The 18,885-nt window shown below is 72.9% G+C and carries 14 protein-coding genes; 5 read left to right on the forward strand and 9 right to left on the reverse strand.

What is annotated here, in order from left to right; translation table 11 throughout:
- Positions 1–5: 5 nt before the first annotated feature.
- On the forward strand, positions 6–1,529 hold the full coding sequence (locus ACQPY4_RS11375) for a carboxyl transferase domain-containing protein (RefSeq protein WP_433335311.1): 1,524 nt from the start codon (positions 6–8) through the stop codon (positions 1,527–1,529).
- On the opposite strand, the gene ACQPY4_RS11380 is transcribed toward ACQPY4_RS11375, so the two are convergent.
- From ACQPY4_RS11380 to ACQPY4_RS11395, 4 genes are all read right to left on the reverse strand, one after another.
- Positions 1,510–2,937, reverse strand: coding sequence for an aldehyde dehydrogenase family protein (locus tag ACQPY4_RS11380; RefSeq protein ID WP_433335313.1), 1,428 nt, complete (start codon positions 2,935–2,937; stop codon positions 1,510–1,512). The genes ACQPY4_RS11375 and ACQPY4_RS11380 overlap by 20 nt on opposite strands.
- 5 nt (positions 2,938–2,942) lie before the next feature.
- Positions 2,943–3,950 (reverse strand): LLM class flavin-dependent oxidoreductase, encoded by a 1,008-nt coding sequence (locus tag ACQPY4_RS11385; RefSeq protein ID WP_433335315.1) that lies wholly within the window; start codon positions 3,948–3,950, stop codon positions 2,943–2,945.
- 114 nt (positions 3,951–4,064) lie between these two features.
- Positions 4,065–5,606, reverse strand: coding sequence for a serine/threonine-protein kinase (locus tag ACQPY4_RS11390; RefSeq protein ID WP_433335317.1), 1,542 nt, complete (start codon positions 5,604–5,606; stop codon positions 4,065–4,067).
- A gap of 153 nt (positions 5,607–5,759) precedes the next feature.
- Positions 5,760–7,463 (reverse strand): ExeM/NucH family extracellular endonuclease, encoded by a 1,704-nt coding sequence (locus ACQPY4_RS11395; RefSeq protein ID WP_433335319.1) that lies wholly within the window; start codon positions 7,461–7,463, stop codon positions 5,760–5,762.
- 167 nt (positions 7,464–7,630) lie between these two features.
- On the opposite strand from ACQPY4_RS11395, the gene ACQPY4_RS11400 reads away from it, so the two are divergent.
- On the forward strand, positions 7,631–8,428 hold the full coding sequence (locus ACQPY4_RS11400) for an IPT/TIG domain-containing protein (RefSeq protein WP_433335321.1): 798 nt from the start codon (positions 7,631–7,633) through the stop codon (positions 8,426–8,428).
- Between the two features lie 57 nt (positions 8,429–8,485).
- Here the strand turns inward: ACQPY4_RS11400 and ACQPY4_RS11405 are convergent, their stop codons facing one another.
- From ACQPY4_RS11405 to ACQPY4_RS11420, 4 genes are all read right to left on the reverse strand, one after another.
- Positions 8,486–9,673: a Dyp-type peroxidase gene (locus ACQPY4_RS11405; protein ID WP_433335323.1), complete on the reverse strand. Its 1,188-nt coding sequence runs from the start codon at positions 9,671–9,673 to the stop codon at positions 8,486–8,488.
- The gene (locus tag ACQPY4_RS11410) at positions 9,673–10,191 is read right to left on the reverse strand and encodes a copper chaperone PCu(A)C (RefSeq protein ID WP_433335325.1); all 519 of its coding nucleotides are present in this window, start codon (positions 10,189–10,191) and stop codon (positions 9,673–9,675) included. The genes ACQPY4_RS11405 and ACQPY4_RS11410 overlap by 1 nt, the downstream gene beginning before the upstream one ends.
- Positions 10,192–10,273: 82 nt before the next feature.
- Positions 10,274–10,822 (reverse strand): MFS transporter, encoded by a 549-nt coding sequence (locus tag ACQPY4_RS11415; RefSeq protein WP_433335327.1) that lies wholly within the window; start codon positions 10,820–10,822, stop codon positions 10,274–10,276.
- 24 nt (positions 10,823–10,846) lie between these two features.
- Positions 10,847–12,358 (reverse strand): hypothetical protein, encoded by a 1,512-nt coding sequence (locus ACQPY4_RS11420; protein ID WP_433335329.1) that lies wholly within the window; start codon positions 12,356–12,358, stop codon positions 10,847–10,849.
- 218 nt (positions 12,359–12,576) lie between these two features.
- Between ACQPY4_RS11420 and ACQPY4_RS11425 the strand changes: the two genes are divergently transcribed.
- A complete protein-coding gene (locus ACQPY4_RS11425; RefSeq protein WP_433335331.1) occupies positions 12,577–13,272 on the forward strand; it encodes a hypothetical protein in 696 nt (231 codons plus the stop codon).
- A 65-nt stretch (positions 13,273–13,337) separates the two neighbouring features.
- On the opposite strand, the gene ACQPY4_RS11430 is transcribed toward ACQPY4_RS11425, so the two are convergent.
- Positions 13,338–14,204 carry an NAD(P)-dependent oxidoreductase gene (locus ACQPY4_RS11430; RefSeq protein ID WP_433335333.1) on the reverse strand — a complete coding sequence of 289 codons (867 nt, stop codon included), beginning with the start codon at positions 14,202–14,204 and terminating at the stop codon, positions 13,338–13,340.
- A 56-nt stretch (positions 14,205–14,260) separates the two neighbouring features.
- Here ACQPY4_RS11430 and ACQPY4_RS11435 point away from each other — a divergent pair, with 56 nt between their 5' ends.
- Together ACQPY4_RS11435 and ccrA are read left to right on the forward strand one after the other, a co-directional pair.
- Positions 14,261–17,188 carry a BTAD domain-containing putative transcriptional regulator gene (locus ACQPY4_RS11435; RefSeq protein ID WP_433335335.1) on the forward strand — a complete coding sequence of 976 codons (2,928 nt, stop codon included), beginning with the start codon at positions 14,261–14,263 and terminating at the stop codon, positions 17,186–17,188.
- A gap of 336 nt (positions 17,189–17,524) precedes the next feature.
- Positions 17,525–18,856, forward strand: coding sequence for a crotonyl-CoA carboxylase/reductase (gene ccrA, locus ACQPY4_RS11440; RefSeq protein ID WP_433335337.1), 1,332 nt, complete (start codon positions 17,525–17,527; stop codon positions 18,854–18,856).
- Positions 18,857–18,885: the final 29 nt, after the last annotated feature.

Consider the following 18,885-nt stretch of genomic DNA (forward strand, 5'->3'; position numbering starts at 1 on the left):
AGGACGTGACGCGACGGCCCGGAGCGCGGGAGCTCGTGCGCCGCGTGCTGGACGACGGCACCTGGAAATCCTGGGACACGCCACCTCTGGACGTCGCCGAACCCGGCTCCGCCTATGCGGCCGAGCTCGAAGCGGCCCGCGAGCGCAGCGGCTGCGACGAGGCCGTGATCACCGGAGAGGGGCGGGTGCGCGGCTCCCGGGTGGCCTTCGTGGTCTCGGAGTTCGGGTTCCTGGCCGGGTCGATCGGGCTGGCGACGGCCGAGCGGATCGTGGCCGCCGTGGAGCGCGCCACCGCCGAGGGACTGCCGCTGCTGGCCGCCCCGTCGTCGGGCGGCACCCGAATGCAGGAGGGCACGGCCGCGTTCGTCCAGATGGCGCGGATCACCGCCGCCGTGGCCCGGCACCGCGACGCAGGGCTGCCCTACCTGGTCTACCTGCGCCATCCCACGACCGGGGGCGTCTTCGCGTCCTGGGGCTCGCTCGGCCATGTGACCGCCGCCGAGCCGGGCGCGCTGATCGGCTTCCTCGGCCCCCGCGTCTACGAGGGGCTGTACGGCGAGCCGTTCCCGCCTGGCGTCCAGGTCGCCGAGAACCTCGCCGCCAAGGGCCTGGTCGACGCCGTCGTCGGCATCGACGACCTGGCGGACGTCGCGGCCGCGGTGCTGTCGGTGGTCACCGCGCGGCCCGTCCCGCCCGGTGCGGCGGAGACGGCGCCCGCCCTGGTGAGCGGCGGGACGGCCTGGGAGTCGATCGAGCGGTCGCGGCGCCCCGACCGTCCCGGTGTGCGGGACCTGCTGCGGTTCGGCGCGGCCGACGTGACGCCCCTCTCGGGCACCGGGCAGGGCGAGGCCGACCCCGGGCTGCTGCTCGCGCTGGCCCGCTTCGGGGCGATGCCGTGCGTGCTGGTCGGTCAGGACCGCCGCAGCCAGCGCTCCGGCCACCCGATCGGCCCCGCCGGCCTCCGCGTGGCGCGCCGGGGGATGAACTTGGCCGCCGAGCTCGGGCTGCCGCTGGTCACGGTCGTCGACACCCCGGGCGCCGTGCTGTCGGCCGAGGCCGAGGAGGGCGGTCTGGCCGGGGAGATCGCCCGCTGCCTGGCCGACCTCATCACGCTGCCCGCGCCCACGCTGTGCCTCCTGATGGGGGAGGGGACGGGCGGCGCCGCGCTCGCCCTGCTCCCCGCCGACCGGGTGCTGGCGGCGCGCCACGCCTGGCTGTCGCCGCTGCCGCCGGAGGGCGCCTCGCTGATCGTCCACCGGACGACCGGACGCGCCGCCGAGCTGGCCGAGGCGCAGGGCGTCAGGTCGTCGGACCTGCTGCGCGACGGCATCGCCGACGCGCTGGTGGACGAGCGCCCCGACGCCGCCGAGGAGCCCGAGGCGTTCTGCCGCCGGGCCGGGCTCGCGGTCCGCGACGCGCTGGCCGTCCTGGCCCGGACCCGCGACGGCGACCGGCTGGCGGCCCGCCGGGAGCGCTACCGCGTCCTGGGCCGCCCGCCGGGGCCGCGCGTCACAGGGGAAGGCCCGTGAGGACCATCACCTTCTCCTCGGTGTAGTCGGCCATCGCCGAGCGCAGGCCCTCGCGGCCCACACCGGAGTCCTTGACGCCCCCGTAGGGCATCTGGTCGGCCCGGTAGGACGGCACGTCCCCGATCACCACGCCGCCGACCTCCAGTTCGCGGTGCGCGCGGAAGGCGACATCGAGGTCACGGGTGAACACGCCGGCCTGGAGGCCGAACTTGGACTCGTTGACCAGGCGGAACGCCTCGTCGATCCCGTCCACCGCCTGCACGACCAGCACCGGGCCGAAGACCTCCTCGCGGATGACCTTGGCGTCGGCGGGCACGTTCGCCAGGACCGTCGGGGCGTAGGCCGCGCCCTCGCGGGTGCCTCCCGCCAGCACCGACGCGCCCGCCGCGACGGCCTCGTCCACCCATGCCTGCACGCGCTGGGCGGCCTCGTCCGACACCAGCGGGCCGACCTGCGTCTTGTCGTCCCACGGGTCGCCGGTGACCAGGCCGTTCACCGACTCCACCAGCTTGGGCAGGAACGCGTCGTGCACGGCGCGGTCGACATAGACCCGCTGGACGGCGATGCAGCTCTGGCCCGCCTGGTAGTTGGAGAACAGCCCGATCCGCGCGGCCGCCCAGTCCAGGTCGGAGTCGGGCAGGACGACCGCCGCGCCGTTGCCGCCGAGCTCCAGCGTGACGTGCTTGCGCGGCACCTGGTCGCGGATCGACCAGCCGACCGGCACCGAGCCGGTGAACGACACGATCGGGAGCCGGGGGTCTTCGGTGAGGGCGGGCGCGCGGTCGTTGGGCACCGGCAGGACGGAGAACATCCCGTCCGGCAGATCGGTCTCGGCCAGCAGCTCGCCCAGCAGCAGCGCCGACAGCGGCGTGGCGGGGGCGGGCTTGACCACGATGGGGGCGCCGACCGCGATCGCCGGGGCGATCTTGTGGGCGGTCAGGTTGAGCGGGAAGTTGAACGGCGAGATCCCCAGCACCGGGCCCTTGGGCACGCGCGTCACGTACGCCATGCGCCCGTTGGCGGCGGGCTCGGTGTCGAGCCGCTGGGTCGTGGCGCTCCACCGCCGGGTCTCCTCGGCGGCGAACCTGAACGTCGCGATCGCGCGGTTGACCTCGGTCCTGGCCCACATCAGCGGCTTGCCGTTCTCACCGGTGATCAGGCGGGCGACCTCGTCGGACCGCTCGGCCAGTCGCCGCGACACGTGCGCCAGCGCCTCGGCCCGCACGTGCAGCGGCAGCGCCGCGGCCTCCTTGCGCACCGCGTCGGCGGCGGCCAGGGCCTGCTCGACCTGCGCGGGCGTCGGCACGGACACCGTGCCGACCACCCGGCCGTCGTAGGGGTGGGTGACGGTGAGTTCCTCGTCGCCGGTCGCGGGGCGACCGGCCAGCCAGAAGGGTGTCACGTTCATAGGGTTCACGGCGCCGGGACCTCGCGGGCTGGCGCCTTCTCCTCTCCATCGGTCGCCGACGCCTTCACGCTATCTCCGCCGGCCCTCGGGGGCGGGGAGGCGGGTAGGCCGTACAGCTCGGCGAGGATCTCGTACGAGCGCAGCCGGTCGGCGTGCTCGTAGACCATCGTGGTCACCATGACCTCGTCGGCGGCGGTGCTCTCGAGCAGCGCGTCCATCTGCCGCCGGACCGTCTCGGGCCCGCCGATCACCTGCTGCCGCAGCCGGTGGTCCATCATGTCCCGCTCGAGCGGAGTGGGAGTGTGCGCGGCGGTCTCCTCGGGAGAGGGCAGCAGGCCGGGACGTCCCTGCCGGAGCCTGAGGAAGGCCAGCGCCTGCGGGGCGGCCAGCTCCCGCGCTCGCGCGTCGTCCTCGGCGGCGGTCACCGAGACCGCGATCAGCGCATACGGGGCGTCCAGCTCGGCCGACGGCCGGAACGACTCGCGGTACAGCTTCAGCGCGGGGAGTGTGTTCTCGGCGCTGAAATGGTGCGCGAACGCGAACGGCAGCCCGAGCAGCCCGGCCAGCCGGGCGCTGTAACCGGACGACCCCAGCAGCCACACCGGCGGCTCGTTGCCCGCCGCGGGCGTGACCGTGCTCTTGGCGTCGAAGTACCCCCGCAGCTCATGGACCTGCTCGGGGAAGTCGTCCACCGACAGCGCGTCGGGGGAGCGGCGCAGAGCGCGCGCGGTCGCCTGGTCGGTGCCGGGGGCGCGCCCCAGGCCGAGATCGATCCGTCCGGGGAAGAGGGCCTCCAGCGTCCCGAATTGCTCGGCGACCACCATCGGCGCGTGGTTGGGCAGCATGATCCCGCCCGACCCCACCCGCATACGCTCCGTGGCCGCCGCCACCCGCCCGATGAGCACGGCCGTCGCCGAGCTGGCGATGCCCGGCATCGCATGGTGCTCGGCCAGCCAGTACCGGTGATAACCGAGCCCCTCGACGCGTCCGGCCAGGTCGAGCGTATGACGCAACGCCCGAGCCGACGTGGACCCACTGACAACGGGAGCAAGATCAAGAACGGAAAAGGGAACGCTCATGACCGTGCTAACCCCGCCCCCGGCCCCCCTCTTCCCGGGGCGCCGGGATCACTCGCAGTCGGCGGGCGGCGGGTAGGTCCCGGTGCACGAGTCCTTGGGGTCGTCCGTGGGAGACGGTGTCGGTGTCGGCGTGGGGGGCGGTGTCGGGGTGTGGGTGGGCGAGGGCGTGGCGGACGGGCGCCAGGTCGGCTGGGTGTGCGACGGCGTCGGGTGGACCGTGGGCTGGGTGGGGGCCGGAGTCGCGCTGGTGGACGGCACGTAGGCGCCGTTGTCGTCGTCGTCCTCGGGCGCGGTGTCGGCCGGGGCGTCCTGGACGGACTTCATGGGCGTGTGCGAGGTGCCGCCCCGGCCCGGGGTCTTCTCGCCCTGGTTGACGGCCTCGACCACCTGCGGGACGGCGAGCACCAGCCCGGCCACGAGCGCCGCCACCACGACGCTCGCCGCGGCCCAGCCCCCCGCGTGACGTCCCTTCCGCCGCGCGGGCGGCCCCTGCGGCGGCACGGCCGGAATCGTGTCCGCGTGCGGAGGCGGCCCGAAGGGCGGAGGCGGAGGCGTGAAAGGCGCCCCCGGAGCGGGCGGCATGGCCGAGGCGGCGAAGGGGGGTGGTGTCTGTGGGCCGGGCGGCGTGGGCGAGGCGGCGATCGGGGCCGGGGCCGTGAAGGGGGGTGGGGTTTCGGAGTGGGTGGGTGGGATCGAGTTTTGTGCGGCGACTTGCAGGCCGAGGGCCAGGATGCCGGTGTCGACCGTTCCGTCGATCGGGGAGGCGACGGTGGTGACGGCGGGGGTCTGGTTGCGGCCCAGGAGGGAGAGGAGCACCTCGTGGGCCTCGGGGCGGTGGGCCGGGTCCTTGGCCAGGCAGCGTCGCACCTGGTCGCGCAGGGGGCCGGTGAGGGCGCCGAGTTCGGGCTCGTTGTGCAGGATGCGGTTGACCACGGCTGGGAGGCTGTCGTTGCCGAACGGGGGTGTTCCGTTGGCGGCGAACACGACCGTGGCGGCCCAGGCGAAGACGTCGATGGCCGGGCCCGGACGCTCGCCCCGCACCTGCTCGGGCGCCATGTAGACGGGAGTGCCGATGATCTTCCCGGTGAGCGTGGACGCGTCCAGCGCGCGGGCGATGCCGAAGTCGATCACGCGTGCGCCCGCCGGGCCGAGCAGGACGTTGTGCGGCTTGAGATCGCGGTGGACGACCCCGGCCTGGTGGATCGCCACCAGCGCGGTGGCCATCCCGACCGCGACGCGTTCGAGGTTGCCGCCCGCCAGCGGCCCGACCTCGGCGATCTTCTCGGCCAGCGACGGCCCCCGCACGTACTCGCTGACGATGAAGGGGCCCTGGCCCTCCTGGACGCCGACGTCCAGCACCTGGGCGGTGCAGAACGAGGCGACCCGCATGGCGACCTCGACCTCGCGCATGAACCGGGTCCTGGCGATCTCGTTGGCCGCCAGCTCGGGCCGCAGCAGCTTGATCGCGACCTCGGTGCCGGAGCGGTCGCGCCCGAGGAACACCGTGCCCTGCCCGCCCTCGCCGAGCCGCCCCAGCAGCTCGTAACCGCCGAGCCGGGAGGGATCGTCTCCTCGAAGAACCGCCGCCATCGTCCGCCCCGTCCCGCCGGGCGGCTGATTCCCCCTGCCGCCTGTCGGGTGCTTCCCGACTGTCGACGGCTGCCCGGCGCTTTCCCCTCCTACGACGCAAGGAACCCGCCCGAGGGTTCGGACGGGTTCGCTCGCTTCTCGCTGATCAGAGGGTTACTTGCTCAGGCGCAGGCCAAGCAGGACGGGGTCGTGGTCCGATGAGCGGAACGCGTCCGGCTTGTAGAGGTTCGCCGGGTTGTACTCGGTGTTGTAGTCGAGGATGGTCGGCTCGTCGCTGTTGATGTGCCAGATCGTGGCGCCGGTGACCAGGCCGTTGGCGCCCCGGTCGGCCAGGACGTGGTCGAGCTCGCCCGACTGGCCGTCGAAGACGTAGCTGTAGCGCTGGTCGTCCCGGACGTGCCGCTCGGTCTGCGAGCGGAAGCCGGCCGAGGTCAGGGCCTTGATGGGGTCCTCGGCCGAGTAGGCGTTGAGGTCGCCGAGCACCAGGGCGTTCTTCTCGCCCTTGGCCAGGTCGGCGATGGCCTTGGCCTGGGTGACGCGGCGCGGGTTCCAGCAGCCCTGGCCGTCGCCCTGGTCGGCCTCGGGGCCCGAGGCGCCGCCGCAGCCCTTGGACTTGAAGTGGTTGACGATCACGGTGAACGGCTTGCCGCCGCCCGCCGCGCGCTCGAAGGTCTGGACGAGCGGCGGCCGCTCGAACACGCCCGCGTCGGAGGAGCGCGCCGGTCCGGCGGGCTTGACCTTGGCGGGCTTGTAGATCGCTGTGACGTGGATCTCGTCGGTCCCGGGGTTGGGGTGCCGCACCCAGGCGTAGGTGCCCGCGCCGACGGCGGCGTTCAGCCGGTCGACCAGGGCCTTGATCGCGGTGTCGCCGTTGTTCTCGACCTCCATGAGGCCGACGACGTCGGCGTCCAGGCCCTTGAGGGCCGCGACGGTCTTGGCGATCTGGCGTTCCTGCTCGGCCTTGGTGTTGGCGCCGCGCTTGTTCAGCGTGGTGAACCAGTTGAGGGTGTTGAAGGACCCGACCCTGACCTCGCCGCCGACCGGCTGCGGCCTGGCCGGACGCGGGTTGGTCCGCGCGAAGTGGGGGGTGCGGGTCGGCTGGAGCCGGTAGGCGCCGAAGCCCTCGTTGATGACGCCGGTGAGGTCGGCGGTGGTGTCGCCGATCCGCACGACCCGGGGGTCGGTGAACGGCGGCGGCTCGGGGTTCTGCTTGCTGGAGTTGTCGTCCACGATCAGGCGCCGGGCGTTGTTGCCCGCCTGCGTGGACCCGTCGCCCTCGGTGGGCTGGACGAGACGCCCGCCCGCCGAGACCGTGACCTCGCCGTAGCGGCCGAGCTGGTAGGTCTCGGTGGCGGTGAGCTTCTGGCCGAACCGCGCCAGGACGCCCTCGTGCGCCTCCAGGGACGCGCCCTTGGCCAGCGGGAGCTTGATCTTGGCGGGCTTCGCGGTGCCCTTGCCGCAGACGTTCACCGCCGTGACCGGCGAGAGCTCGGTCAGGCCCTTGTATTCGATGGCCTTGCCGCTGACCAGGACGCGGTCGCCCGCGCCGACCTCCTTGGTCGAGTAGACGAAGAGACCGTCGGAGGTCTTCGGGTCGGCGTCCGGCGTGGGGTCCTGGACGAAGAAGCCCTTGAGCTGGTCGTTCCCCTGGAAGTCCCCCGTGACGACACCCTCGACGCGCACGTCCTTGCCGTTCAGGGGCGTGGCGGTGCCCGTCCCCTGGACCTCGGCGATCTGGTGCGTGGCGGGAGACGCGCAGGTCTCCGGCTCGGCCCCCTGGGCCGCCCCGATCCCCGCGGCGGTGAGGAGACCGGCGGCCACGGCCGCGGTCGATAGTGCTGCTGCTGTTCGGCGCATGCGCGGGAGAGTAGGCCCGGCGGTGCCGTGATCAGCAAACCCTTCGTGAAGAATCCATCAATTTGTAATGGACTGTCGAACCTTGTGGGGAATTGGGAGACTCTTGTGAAACGGCGTCCCGCTTCCGCTCGATGACCCGGCGTGAACGCGGCGAACGAAGGGGTGGGATGAGCGAGCAGTCGTCGGTCGGATCGGAGTTCGCGCGCACTCGGGACATCGTGGTCATCGCCGTGCTGCTCCTGCTGCTCACCGCGCTGCTGGTGCTGGTGTTCGTCCAGGCGTGGCCGCCCTCGCCGGGCATCGCGTCCGACGGCCGTCCCGAATCCCCGGCCAGGTCGAGCACCATGACGCTGTTCGGCTGGGACTCCCGGCTCTCGCGCGAGTCGAGCATGTTCGTGATCGTCCTGGCGGCGGGCGCGATCGGCTCCTGCGTGCACGCGCTGCGCTCGCTCTACTGGTACGTCGGCAACCGCTCGCTGCGCCGCAGCTGGCTCACGATGTACCTGTTCCTGCCGTTCGTCGGGGCGCTGCTGGGCCTGGTCGTCTACCTCGTGCTGCGCGGCGGCCTGACGTCCCCGACCGGCGGGACGTCCGACCTCAACCCCTACGGCGTCTCCGCCATCGCCGCGCTGGTCGGGCTGTTCTCGCGGGAGACCGCCGAGAAGCTGCGCACGGTCTTCGCCACGCTGCTGGCCCCGGCCAAGCCCGGCCGTGACCAGGCCCTGCCGCCGCAGATCCTGTCGTTCGAGCCCGCCTCGGGCCAGGTCGGCGGGACGGTGGTGATCCACGGCGCCGGTCTGGCGGCGGTCACCGCGGTCAAGTTCGGCCACGCCGCCGCCCCGGCCATGGACGTCACCGACACCGACCTGCGCGTCACCGTCCCCCCGGGTGCCGTGACCGCCCCGCTCGTGGTCACCGCCCCGGCTGGAACCGCGACGAGCCCGACCGAGTTCACCGTCCTCTGAGGACGCGCCGTGTGACGTCCGCCTGGGAAGACAGACGTCACACGGCGCTGGGCGGGGTCATTTGAGGAGGGTTTCTCCTATCCAGCCCGTGGGCGAGCACCCGGGTGGGATGGCGAAGACCGCCGACCCGATCGGGGTCGTCCACAGGTTGAGCTGGTCGGACCCGGCGAGCCGCCGCTGGATCGGGACGAACTGCCGGGCGAGGTCGGCCTGGTAGCAGGCGAACAGCAGGCCGGAGTCGATGACCCCGTCCGCGCTGACGGCCTCGTCGTAGTTGTAGCCCCGGCGCAGCATCCGCTCGGCCGGGCGGCCGGCCCGGGCCAGGCGGATGTGGGCGACCTCGGAGATGACCGGGAAGCCGTTGGCGTCGACGGCGTCCAGGCGGGGGTCGTCGTGCTCGGCCCGTCCGGTCAGCGGGCTGCCGTCGCCGATGCGGCGTCCCATCGCGAACTCCTTGGCCCCGTCGTCGGCCTCGTCCCACTTCTCCAGGTCCATGCGGATGCGCCGCAGGACCATCACGGTCCCGCCGTGGAACCACGCGGGGCCTCGGTCGGCCCAGACGGCGCCGTCCAGCGTGGTGGGCTGGACGGTGCCGTCGAGCTGCCCCATCAGGTTGCGCTGCGTCTGCCCGCGCGGCTGGGCGGCGCGGCGGAACCCGCGCTGGGTCCAGCGGACCTCGGCGAAGTCGCGGGCGTCCTTGACGATCAGCCGCAGCGCGTGGGAGAGCGTGACGCCGTCGTCCGCGCATACCTGGACGAGCAGGTCGCCGCCGCTCCACCGGTCCTCCAACCGGTCGATCCTGAAGCGGGGCAGCTCGTCGAACGGCCGCTCCTTCTCCAGCCCGGCGGCCTTGAACAGCCCCGGGCCGAAGCCGAAGGTGACGGTCAGCCTGGCCGGGAGCCCCGCCAGCTCGGGCTGGGCGTCGGCCAGGCCCGCGCGCCCCTGGGTGAGGCGCCGGGCGTCGTCGGTGAGCAGGCGCATCAGCCGTCCCAGGGCCTCGCGGGACGTCCCGGGACGCAGGTCGAGCCCGAGGAACGCGGCATGCGCCTGCGGCGGCGTCGCGATGCCCGCCTGATGCGCGCCGTGGAACGGCACGACGGCCGGTTCGGGCCGCGTGGCCGCCACGGGGGCGGCCACCGGGTCGTCGTCGCGGCCCGCGAGGTAGCCCCCGGTGGCGGCCAGGCCGGTCGCCGCCACCGCTCCGCCGACGAACAGCTCCCGCCGGCTCGGGCCTCCGCCCGCCATCAGTGGCCGGGCTTGTACTTCTCGTTGCCGCCCTTGAACGCCTTGCCCAGGGCGGTGAACGCGAACGTCCCGCCGCCCTTGAGCGTCAGGGTGAAGGTGACCTGGTCGCCCGGCCTGATGGGCCGGGTGACGTCCATGAGCATGATGTGGAACCCGCCGGGCTTCAGCTCCAGCTTCCCGTGCGGGGGCAGGACGAACCCGCCCGCCATCGGCCGCATCTTCATGTTGCCGCCGGTGCCGGTGACCTCGTGCAGCTCGACCTTCGGGGACGCGGGGGTGGTGCCCGAGGCGATGGTCACCTCGGCGCCGGTGGTGTTGACCAGGGTGCCGAACGCCGCCGACATGCCCTTGTCCGCGGTCTTCACCCACGGGTCGGTGATCGTCAGCGGTGCCTTGTTCGCCGCGGCGGCGGCGGGCGTGGTCGTCTCCGGCTTGGCGGCGGCCTTGTCGTCGCCGCTTCCGCAGGCGGTCAGGGCGAGGGACGCGGCCGCGAGGACGGCGATGATGCGGACTGACATGGGTGTTCTCCGGTTTTCCAGGGATGCTTCGGACGCCCCGCGCGTGCGGCGCGAGGGCGGGTGGACCGTTGGCCGACGGTGGTCAGCCCTGGACGGCCGGAGGCCCCCTGAGGACCAGGACGTGCCGCAGCACGGCGGCGAGACACCGCACGCGCGGTTCGCCGCGCGGCACGACGACCAGGCGGGACGGCGGCGGAGACGGCACGGCGAGCGGCGGCGGCAGCGGCCGGACCAGCGCCCGGACCAGCTGCCAGGCGCGGCGCTCGCCCCGGCGCAGCCACCAGGCCGTCGCCAGCGCGGCCAGCACGTGCGCCAGCGCCATGCCCGGCCCCGGCACTTCACCGTGGACGGACGGCGCGCCCGGCGCCGCGTGGTGCGCCGTGGATCCGGACGAGAACAGCGCGTGCAGCGTGAACTGCCCGATCAGCAGCCCGCCCATGATCGTGGGAAGCGAGCGTTCATGCCCCGAGACGGCCACCGCGAGCCCGAGGACCCCGGCGAACCCCAGCGCGACCGTCCCCGGGTCCATGGGGCGGCCCGAGGCCGCCAGGTGCCCCAGGGACGCCAGAAGCACGCACACGGCCGCGAAGACCGATGCGCGCGCCAGTCGGAAAGCGGTGCTGGGGGGCATGACCGCCCCATCTTGCCATGGGCGTCAGCGCCAGTGATCGTGCCATCCGTCGTAGTCGGCACCCGGGAGCACGGTCGGCAGCACCGGCGTCCGGGGATCGGCCCCCGCCCGGCGCGGCGCGCGGCCGGAGTCGACGATGCTCGCGTCCGGGACGACCAGGCCGGGCTCGTCCCCGGCGGCCGCCCGGCCCAGCTGCACCTCGATGCCGTAGGACGAGCGGTCGATGTCCTCGGGGCCCGCGACCAGGCAGGTGTAGCGGGGCTCGGGAAGCTCCTTCTCGTCGATCGCCGCGCCCACGGCCAGGCTGTTGGAGACCACGACCCAGCTGCCGATCTCGGTGACCTGCCGCTCGGCGCCCTGCTGCTCCCACCGGAACCGCAGGATCGGCTTGGAGAAGATGGGGATCAGCAGGTGCGAGACCCCGCAGGACTTCAGCTCGCGCTCCCAGCGGATCGACTGGCCCAGGTCCTCGCAGATCATGATCGCGATCCGGCCGAGCGCGCCGTCCAGCAGGCCGATCGTGGTGCCCGGGGTCATGTACTCCGCAGGCGAGCCCTCGACGGGCGCGCCGGGCAGGCCCCACTGCCGCATCTGCCGGGCGTCCAGCGTGAACCCGGCCATCTTGTCCTGGACGAGGAGGTCCTCGCCCGTCCAGCGGTCGATCAGCACGGCCCGGTTGGGCGGCGGGTCGTCCGGCCCGAGCGGCCCGCTGCCCACCAGGAGGAAGCGCAGGGGGCTGGTCTCGCGGTCGTTGCGCGCGGTCTCGTAGGCCGTCTGGCGCCAGTGCTCCAGCAGTTCGTCGGAGAGCGTGGCCTCCGGGATCACGGCGAGCCGCGCGCCCGAGGCGTCCAGCCGCTCGATGATCGAGGTGATGCGGGCGCGCAGCGCGTCGTGGTTGGCCGGCCGCAGCCGGTAGACCGACATCCCGTACCGCTGCTCGAACTTGATCTCGATGTCGGTGTAGGACTCCAGCAGCGGCGCGCAGCCCACCGTGACCGGGACGTCGCGCGGGAAGTAGGCGTCGTTGCGCTTGGGCAGCAGCCGGTGGCCGATCCGCTCCATGTGCGCCTCGGGAACCCGGTGGACGCCGAAGTAGTCGGCCTTGGCGGGCAGGCCGCGCGGACGTCCGGGGAAGGCGCAGCGGGGGAGCAGCGCGCCGGTCGTCCCCTCGCCGTTGAAGCGTCCGCTCAGCTCGTACCGGATCAGCACGTGGGACAGCGCCGGGCTGTCGCTGTAGGGGCCGTAGGGGTTGGCGTGGGCCAGCGCGATGTCGAGGCCGAGCAGGACGGTGAAGCGGCCGCGATGCCCGTCGTCCCTGACCAGCCGGGCGACGAGGTCGCTGTCGAGCTCGCCGAGGACCAGCACGATCTCGGAGATCTGGTTCGCCTGCCGCCGCACCTCGGGATCGTCGTACCACTCGGGGACGGTCCAGCCGGTGAACAGCTCATCCGGAAGCTCGTCGTACAAACGAACGAACAGATCAGCCGGGTCGGTCGTGTGGGCAGCAGAGGCGAACTCCGCCAACGGGTCCTCCATGGGCTCCGGGGGTCGAGCCGTGGCTTGACAGGCCTAGGTCACGGGTGGTGGATCGATGGTAACTCCGTCCAGTAAACCGTTTCCGTGGCATGCGCTACAGAACGGCAACACTTGCCATTTCCCCGTGAGCGCGACCACCCGGCGCTTCACTTGACATTCACTTGGCATGGGCGCACTCTTGAGTGGTCCGGTCCTCAACCGACGACCAGGGGTGACCCGTGAACGGACCGACGATGCCGCGGCTCGGCCGCGACCGCCGCAGCGAGGCGCAGCGCCTCATCGAGTCCATGGAACATGCCAAGGTCATCAGCGATGGCCACTTCAGCGCGCTCGGGATGCTCATCACCGACGCCTCGCTGAACGCCGACGAACCCTGCCTGGTCGAGGTGCAGGACGGCCTCCAGTGGCTCCAGCGCGACTACCTGGACGTCACCGCCCTCGATCCGGAGCAGCGCGAGCAGCGCGGGCGCATCCTCGGCCTGATCGACGTCGTGCACTGGGCGCTGCGCAGGCTGCCGTCCGGCCTCCAGCTCGGGCTGCGTCCCGACAGCTACGCCGCCAGGTTCCTGGTGGCCGTCGCGCGCCGCGAGGGCCTGTCCAACCAGCAGCTCGCCACCGAACTCGGCACCGACGAGACCGAGATCAGCCGGGTCGGCCGCAAGCTCCTGTCCGCGGGCGTCGTCTGGCGCCGCAAGGAGTGGCGCCACAACGCCTGGGACATCACCCCCCGGGGCCGCCAGTACCTGGAGAGCTCCGGCCTTCTCACCACCGAGGCCCCCGCCCCCGATCGCGGCACCGACGCCCCCGCTCGCGGCCGCGACCGCCTCGAAACCCCGTCCCGCCCCCGAACCGCCGAGGTCCCCACCCGCCCCTCCGCCGACCGCCCCCACCGCCCCGGCCCCACCCGAGGCTGACCCCCGCACGCGACCGCCGCCGCCACCCCGGGATCTGTGGCGGCGGCGCGTGTCGCTGGTGGGGTTTATGGGCGGGCGATGTACTCGACCAGGCGGGCCAGGCCGTCTTCGCCGCGGCCTTCGGTGACGGCCTGTTCGAGGAGGGCGGCGAAGGGGTCCAGGAGGGTGGTGCCGACGCCCTGTTCGCGGGCGGCGGCGATCAGGTTCGGGTAGCCCGCGCGGTTGTTGGCGAGCGAGGAGACCTCGGTGGCGTACCGTCCGGTGTCGAGGGCCTCGGCCTGCTCTGGGAAGCCGTCCATCATCGCGGTGAGCCACGCGGTCACCAGGGGCGTGAACTCGCGGGCGGAGATGTTCTCCGTCCGGACCAGCGCCAGCGCCTGGTAGAGGCCGCCGAACATTCCGTACATCGCGCTCAGCAGCGCCAGGTCGTACAGCGAGGCCAGGCCCGGGTCGCCGCCGAGATAGCGCGCCTCGGCCAGGACGCCGAGGGCCGCGGCGTGCTCCTCGAACGCGTCCTGGGAACCGCCGCTGTAGAAGATCAGCGCGCCGGGGCCGCCGATCATCGGGGGCACCGCCATGATGCCGCCGTCCAGGTACACGCCGCCCTGGCCGCCGACCAGTCCGGCCATGGCGCGGGCCTGGTCGGGCGTGCCGTTGGTCAGGTTGACGATCACACGGCCCTCCTGGGCCGTTCCCGCCTCCTTCAGCACCTCCTCGACGTTGTCGTAGATCGACAGGCAGACCACTGTCAGGCGGCTCGCCGTGACGGCCTCGCGCGGCGACGCCGCCCGTGCGGCCCCCTCTCGCACCAGGGGCGCCGCCTTCGCGCCGCTCCGGTTCCACACGGTGGTCGGGTGGCCGTTCCGCAGAAAGGCGCGGGCGAGGGCCGTGCCCATGAGTCCAAGGCCGATGACGCTTACAGGTGTCTTCATGCGCTCACCGTGCCTCCCGGCACTTCGGGTCGGCTTCGGGCCGCGATAATCGGGAGATGCGGTTCGGGGTGCTCGGCCCGGTCGAGGCGCGGACGGACGGCGGGGCGCCCGTCCGGGTCCGCGACCTCAAGGTGCGCACGCTGCTGGCCGCGCTGCTCGCCGGTGGCGGCCGCCTCGTCCCGGCCGACCGCCTCATCGACGAGCTCTGGGGCTCCTCGCTCCCGGCCAACCCCACGGCCACCCTCCAGGCCCGCGCGTCCCAGCTGCGCCGCGCCTTCGAGGACGCCGAGCCGGGCGCCCGCTCGCTGCTGGTCTCGCGCCCGCCCGGGTACGTCCTCCAGTCCACGGACGTCGACGCCCAACGTTTTGGGGACCTGCTGGAATCCGCCCGCGCGGCGTCCGATCCCGAGACCAGGACGACCCTGCTCACCCAGGCGCTGGACCTGTGGCGCGGCCCCGCCTACGCCGATTTCGCGGACGCCGCGTTCGCCGTCCCGGAGGTCGCCCGCCTGGAGGAGGCGCGCCTGGCCGCCCTGGAGGAACGCGCCGAGGCCCGCCTCGAATCCGGCGTCCCCGACACGGTCGAGCTGGCCGGGCTGGTGGCCCGGCACCCGGCGCGCGAACGCCTCCGCGCCGTCTACATGCGCACCCTCTATCGGGCCGGACGCCAGACCGAGGCCCTCCAGAGCTTCGAGGAACTGCGCCTTCACCTCCGCGACGAGCTGGGCCTGGACCCGGGCCCGGCGCTGGCCGCCCTGCAGCGCTCGATCCTCGTCCACGACCCGGCGCTCAATGGCGCGCGGGCGCTGGTGGGCCGGGGACGGGCGGTGGACGAGCTGTCGGCGCTGCTCGAATCGTCCCGGCTGGTCACGCTGGTGGGCCCGGGCGGCGTCGGCAAGACGAGCCTCGCCCTGGAGACGGCACGCGCGTATCCGGGCGAGGTCCGGACGGTCGAGTTCACCGGCCCCGACGTGCTGGCCACGCTCAACGCCGCGCTCGGGCTGCGCGACGCCCCCGACCCGGTGGCGCACCTCAGCGGCAGGCGGGCGCTGCTCGTCCTGGACAACTGCGAGCACGTCGTGGAACCGGCCGCCGACCTGGCGGCCCGCCTCCTGCGCGAGGTGCCCGACCTGCGGGTCCTGGCCACCAGCCGCGAACCGCTGAACCTCCGCGACGAGCGTCTCTGGCCCGTCCCGCCCCTGGACGTCCCGCCCCCGGCCACGGAGCACTCCGAGCTTCGCGGCTATGGCGCCGTCCAGCTCCTCCTGGCCAGATCCCCGGGCCTGACGCCCGCTCCCGGCAACGCCGGGGCGATCGCGACGATCTGCCGCCGCCTGGACGGCATCCCGCTGGCGCTCGAACTCGCCGCGACCCGCCTGCGCGGCATGTCCGTGCACGAGCTGGCCGACCGCCTGGACGACCGATTCCGGCTCCTCTCCCTGGGGCCCCGCGACGCCCCGGCCCGCCAGCGCACGCTTCGCGCCATGATCGACTGGAGCTGGGAGCCGCTCTCCGCGCCGGAACGCGCCGTGCTGCGGCGGCTGGCCGTGCACACCGGCGGCTGCACGCTCGAAGCGGCCGAGCGGGTCTGCGCCGAACCAGGCACGCTCGACCTCCTGACCCGGCTGGTGGACCGCTCCCTCGTCGTCCACGCCAACGGCCGCTACCGCCTGCTGGAGTCGGTCGCCGCCTACTGCCTGGAACGCCTCGACGAAGCGGGCGAGCGTGCCCGCGTCGTCCAGCGCGGCGCGTCGTACTATCTGGACCTGGCCGAACGCGCCGCCCCGCGACTGCGCTCGCACGACCAGCGCCGCTGGCTCGACCGCCTCGACGCCGAAGCCGCCAACCTCCGGAGCGCCGTGGAGACGCTCCCACCCGAACCGGCGCTCCGCCTCGTCAACGCCCTGGGCTGGTACTGGTATCTCAACGGCAGCATGAGCGAGGCCATCAAAGCCTTCACCCACGCTCTGTCTCACACCACCGCTCCCCAGGTGCTGAGAGCCGAGGCCAACGTATGGCTGACCGGCCTCTCCCTGCTCGCCGACACCGGCCACGACCGTGAACACCGCGTCCGGTCCGCGCTGGACGGAACCAAAGATCCCTGGGCGGCCTGGTTCCTCGGCTACGCCCGCCGCGGCTTCGGCGACGGTCCCGCCATCGACGCCCTGATGGAGCGCGCTCTGGCGGGCTTCGGCGAGGACGCCTGGGGCGCCGCCGCGGCGCTCGGCACCCGGGCGGGCCAGGCCATGGCGCGCGGCGACCTGCCCGCCGCCGAACGCGACGGGCGGCGGAGCCTGCGGCTCTTCGAAGATCTCGGCGACCGGTGGGGCCAGTTGCGGGCCATAGACGTGCTGGGCACCCGGGCCGAGGCGATCGGGGCCCATGCCGAGGCCGCCGACCTGCACCGGCGCGGCCTGCGCCTGGCCGAGGAACTGGGCCTGTGGCCCGAGATCTCCAGCCAGCTGACCCGCCTGGGCCGGATCGCCCTGCTGACCGGCGACCACGCCCGCGCCACCGACTTCCACGAACGCGCCCGCGACCTGGCGGCCGCCCACGCCGACCGCCGCCTGGAACACTTCGCCGAGATCGGCCTGGCCCTGGGCGCCCGCCGCCGGGGCGACCTCGACGCCGCCGAGTCGACCCTGCTCAAGTGGGTCGAATGGTGCCGCCAGATCGACGGCGCCCCCGGCCTCGCCCTCGTCCTGGCCGAACTCGGCTTCGTCGCCGAACAGCGAGGCGACGCCGCGCGGGCCCTGGCCCTGCACACCGAGGGGCTGGCCGCCGCCCGGGCCACCGGCAACCCCAGGGCCACCGCCCTCGCCCAGGAGGGCCTCGCCGGGGCCCTCTCGCTCCAGGGCGACCTGGCCAAGGCCCGCCGTCATCTGGCCGCCGCCACTCGGGCCCGCGACTCCGCCGGAGCCCCTCTCCCGCCGGCCGAGCGCCACGACATTTCCCGGATCCAGGCCCGCCTCAACGCGGGCTGACGCCCCGCGTCCGGGCGTTACACATCTCCTTGGCCGATCCGTCGTCCGATGACCGGCCCTCCGCCTTCTGGCTCGTCTGGACTCGAACGTACGAGTGATCCGTCCGTTGGGGCCGCGCGAATGGGTTCAGATGATCTTCGAATAACAAGAGAAATCAATGGATTGTTGATGTCGTGTTGATTTGCCCACTCAAGGTGATGTGAGCCTGATCTCGTTGGCGAACGCGTTTGCCTGCCCATAGGGTTGTTGCAGGGGCGTTAATTTCTTCATGAGCCAGAAGCAATTGGACGCTTATTCTACTTACCGTCGCTTCGGTGAATTCTCGGGGGATATTCAATGGATTCTTTGGCGACCGCTGTGCTCGCTGGCGCACCCGCGCAGGAGCTGGAACGGCTCGCGGCACCGGACGAGTACACAGCGCTTCACCTGCGTGCGGAGGACGCCGGGATGTTCGAGGGGGCGGCCGACAAGGACGTGCGCCAGTCCCTTCGGCTCGGACGGGTTCCCCTTCCGGAACTCGCACCCGACGAGGTGCTCGTCGCGGTCATGGCCAGCTCGATCAACTACAACACCGTGTGGTCGGCTCTTTTCGAACCGCTGCCGACGTTCGGCTTTCTCAAGCGTTTCGCCAAACAGGGCGGATGGGCCGAGCGGCATGATCAGCCGTATCATGTGATCGGCTCGGACGGGTCCGGAGTCATTGTCCGTGTCGGATCCGGCGTGCGCCGCTGGAAGGTCGGGGACCACGTCATCCTCAGCCCCGCCTACATCGACGACCAGGAGCCCGCGACGCACGCCGACGGGATGCTCGGGGCCGAGCAGCGGGCCTGGGGATTCGAGACCAACTTCGGCGGGCTGGCGCACTACGCCGTCGTCCGCGCGACCCAGCTCCTCCACAAGCCACCCCACCTGACCTGGGAGGAGTCCGCCTCCTACCCGCTGTGCGCGGGAACGATCTACCGGATGCTGGTCGGCGAGCGCGGCGCCCGCATGAAGCAGGGCGACGTCGTGCTGATCTGGGGCGCCACCGGCGGTCTGGGCTCCTACGCCGTCCAGATGGTCAAGAACGGCGGCGGCGTCCCGGTCGGCGTCGTCAGCTCGCCCGAGAAGGAGCGGCTGGCCTGGGAACTCGGCTGCGACGTCGTGATCAACCGGAACACGCTGGGCATCGGCGGCGCCGAAGGACCGGCGGAGACGATCGAGGCCGGCAAGCGCCTCGGATCGGTCATCCGCGCGGAGATCGGCGAGGACCCGCACATCGCCCTCGACTACACCGGCAAGAACACCTTCGGCATCTCGGTGTTCGCCGTCCGGCGCGGCGGGACGGTCGTGACCTGCGGGTCCAGCAGCGGATACGACCACCACTACGACAACCGCCACCTCTGGATGAGGCTGAAGCGGATCGTGGGAAGCCACATCGCCAACCTCCAGGAGCAGTGGGAGATGAACCGGCTGGTCACCATGGGCCGCCTCTCTCCCGTCCTTTCGGCGGTGTACCCGCTCGACCAGGCCGCCGAGGCGGCCCGCCAGGTGCAGACCAACGCCCATGTCGCGAAGGTGGGCGTGCTGTGCCTCGCGCCGTCGGAGGGGCTCGGCGTCACCGACCCCGCGCTGCGCGAGCGCATCGGCGAAGACCGGATCAACCCCGCCCGCAAGGCGATCCGCTAGGCGCCCGGCCCGCTTCCGGCACAGCACAC

The organism is Spirillospora sp. CA-294931 (assembly GCF_050946795.1).
Taxonomy (GTDB): Bacteria; Actinomycetota; Actinomycetes; order Streptosporangiales; family Streptosporangiaceae; genus Spirillospora.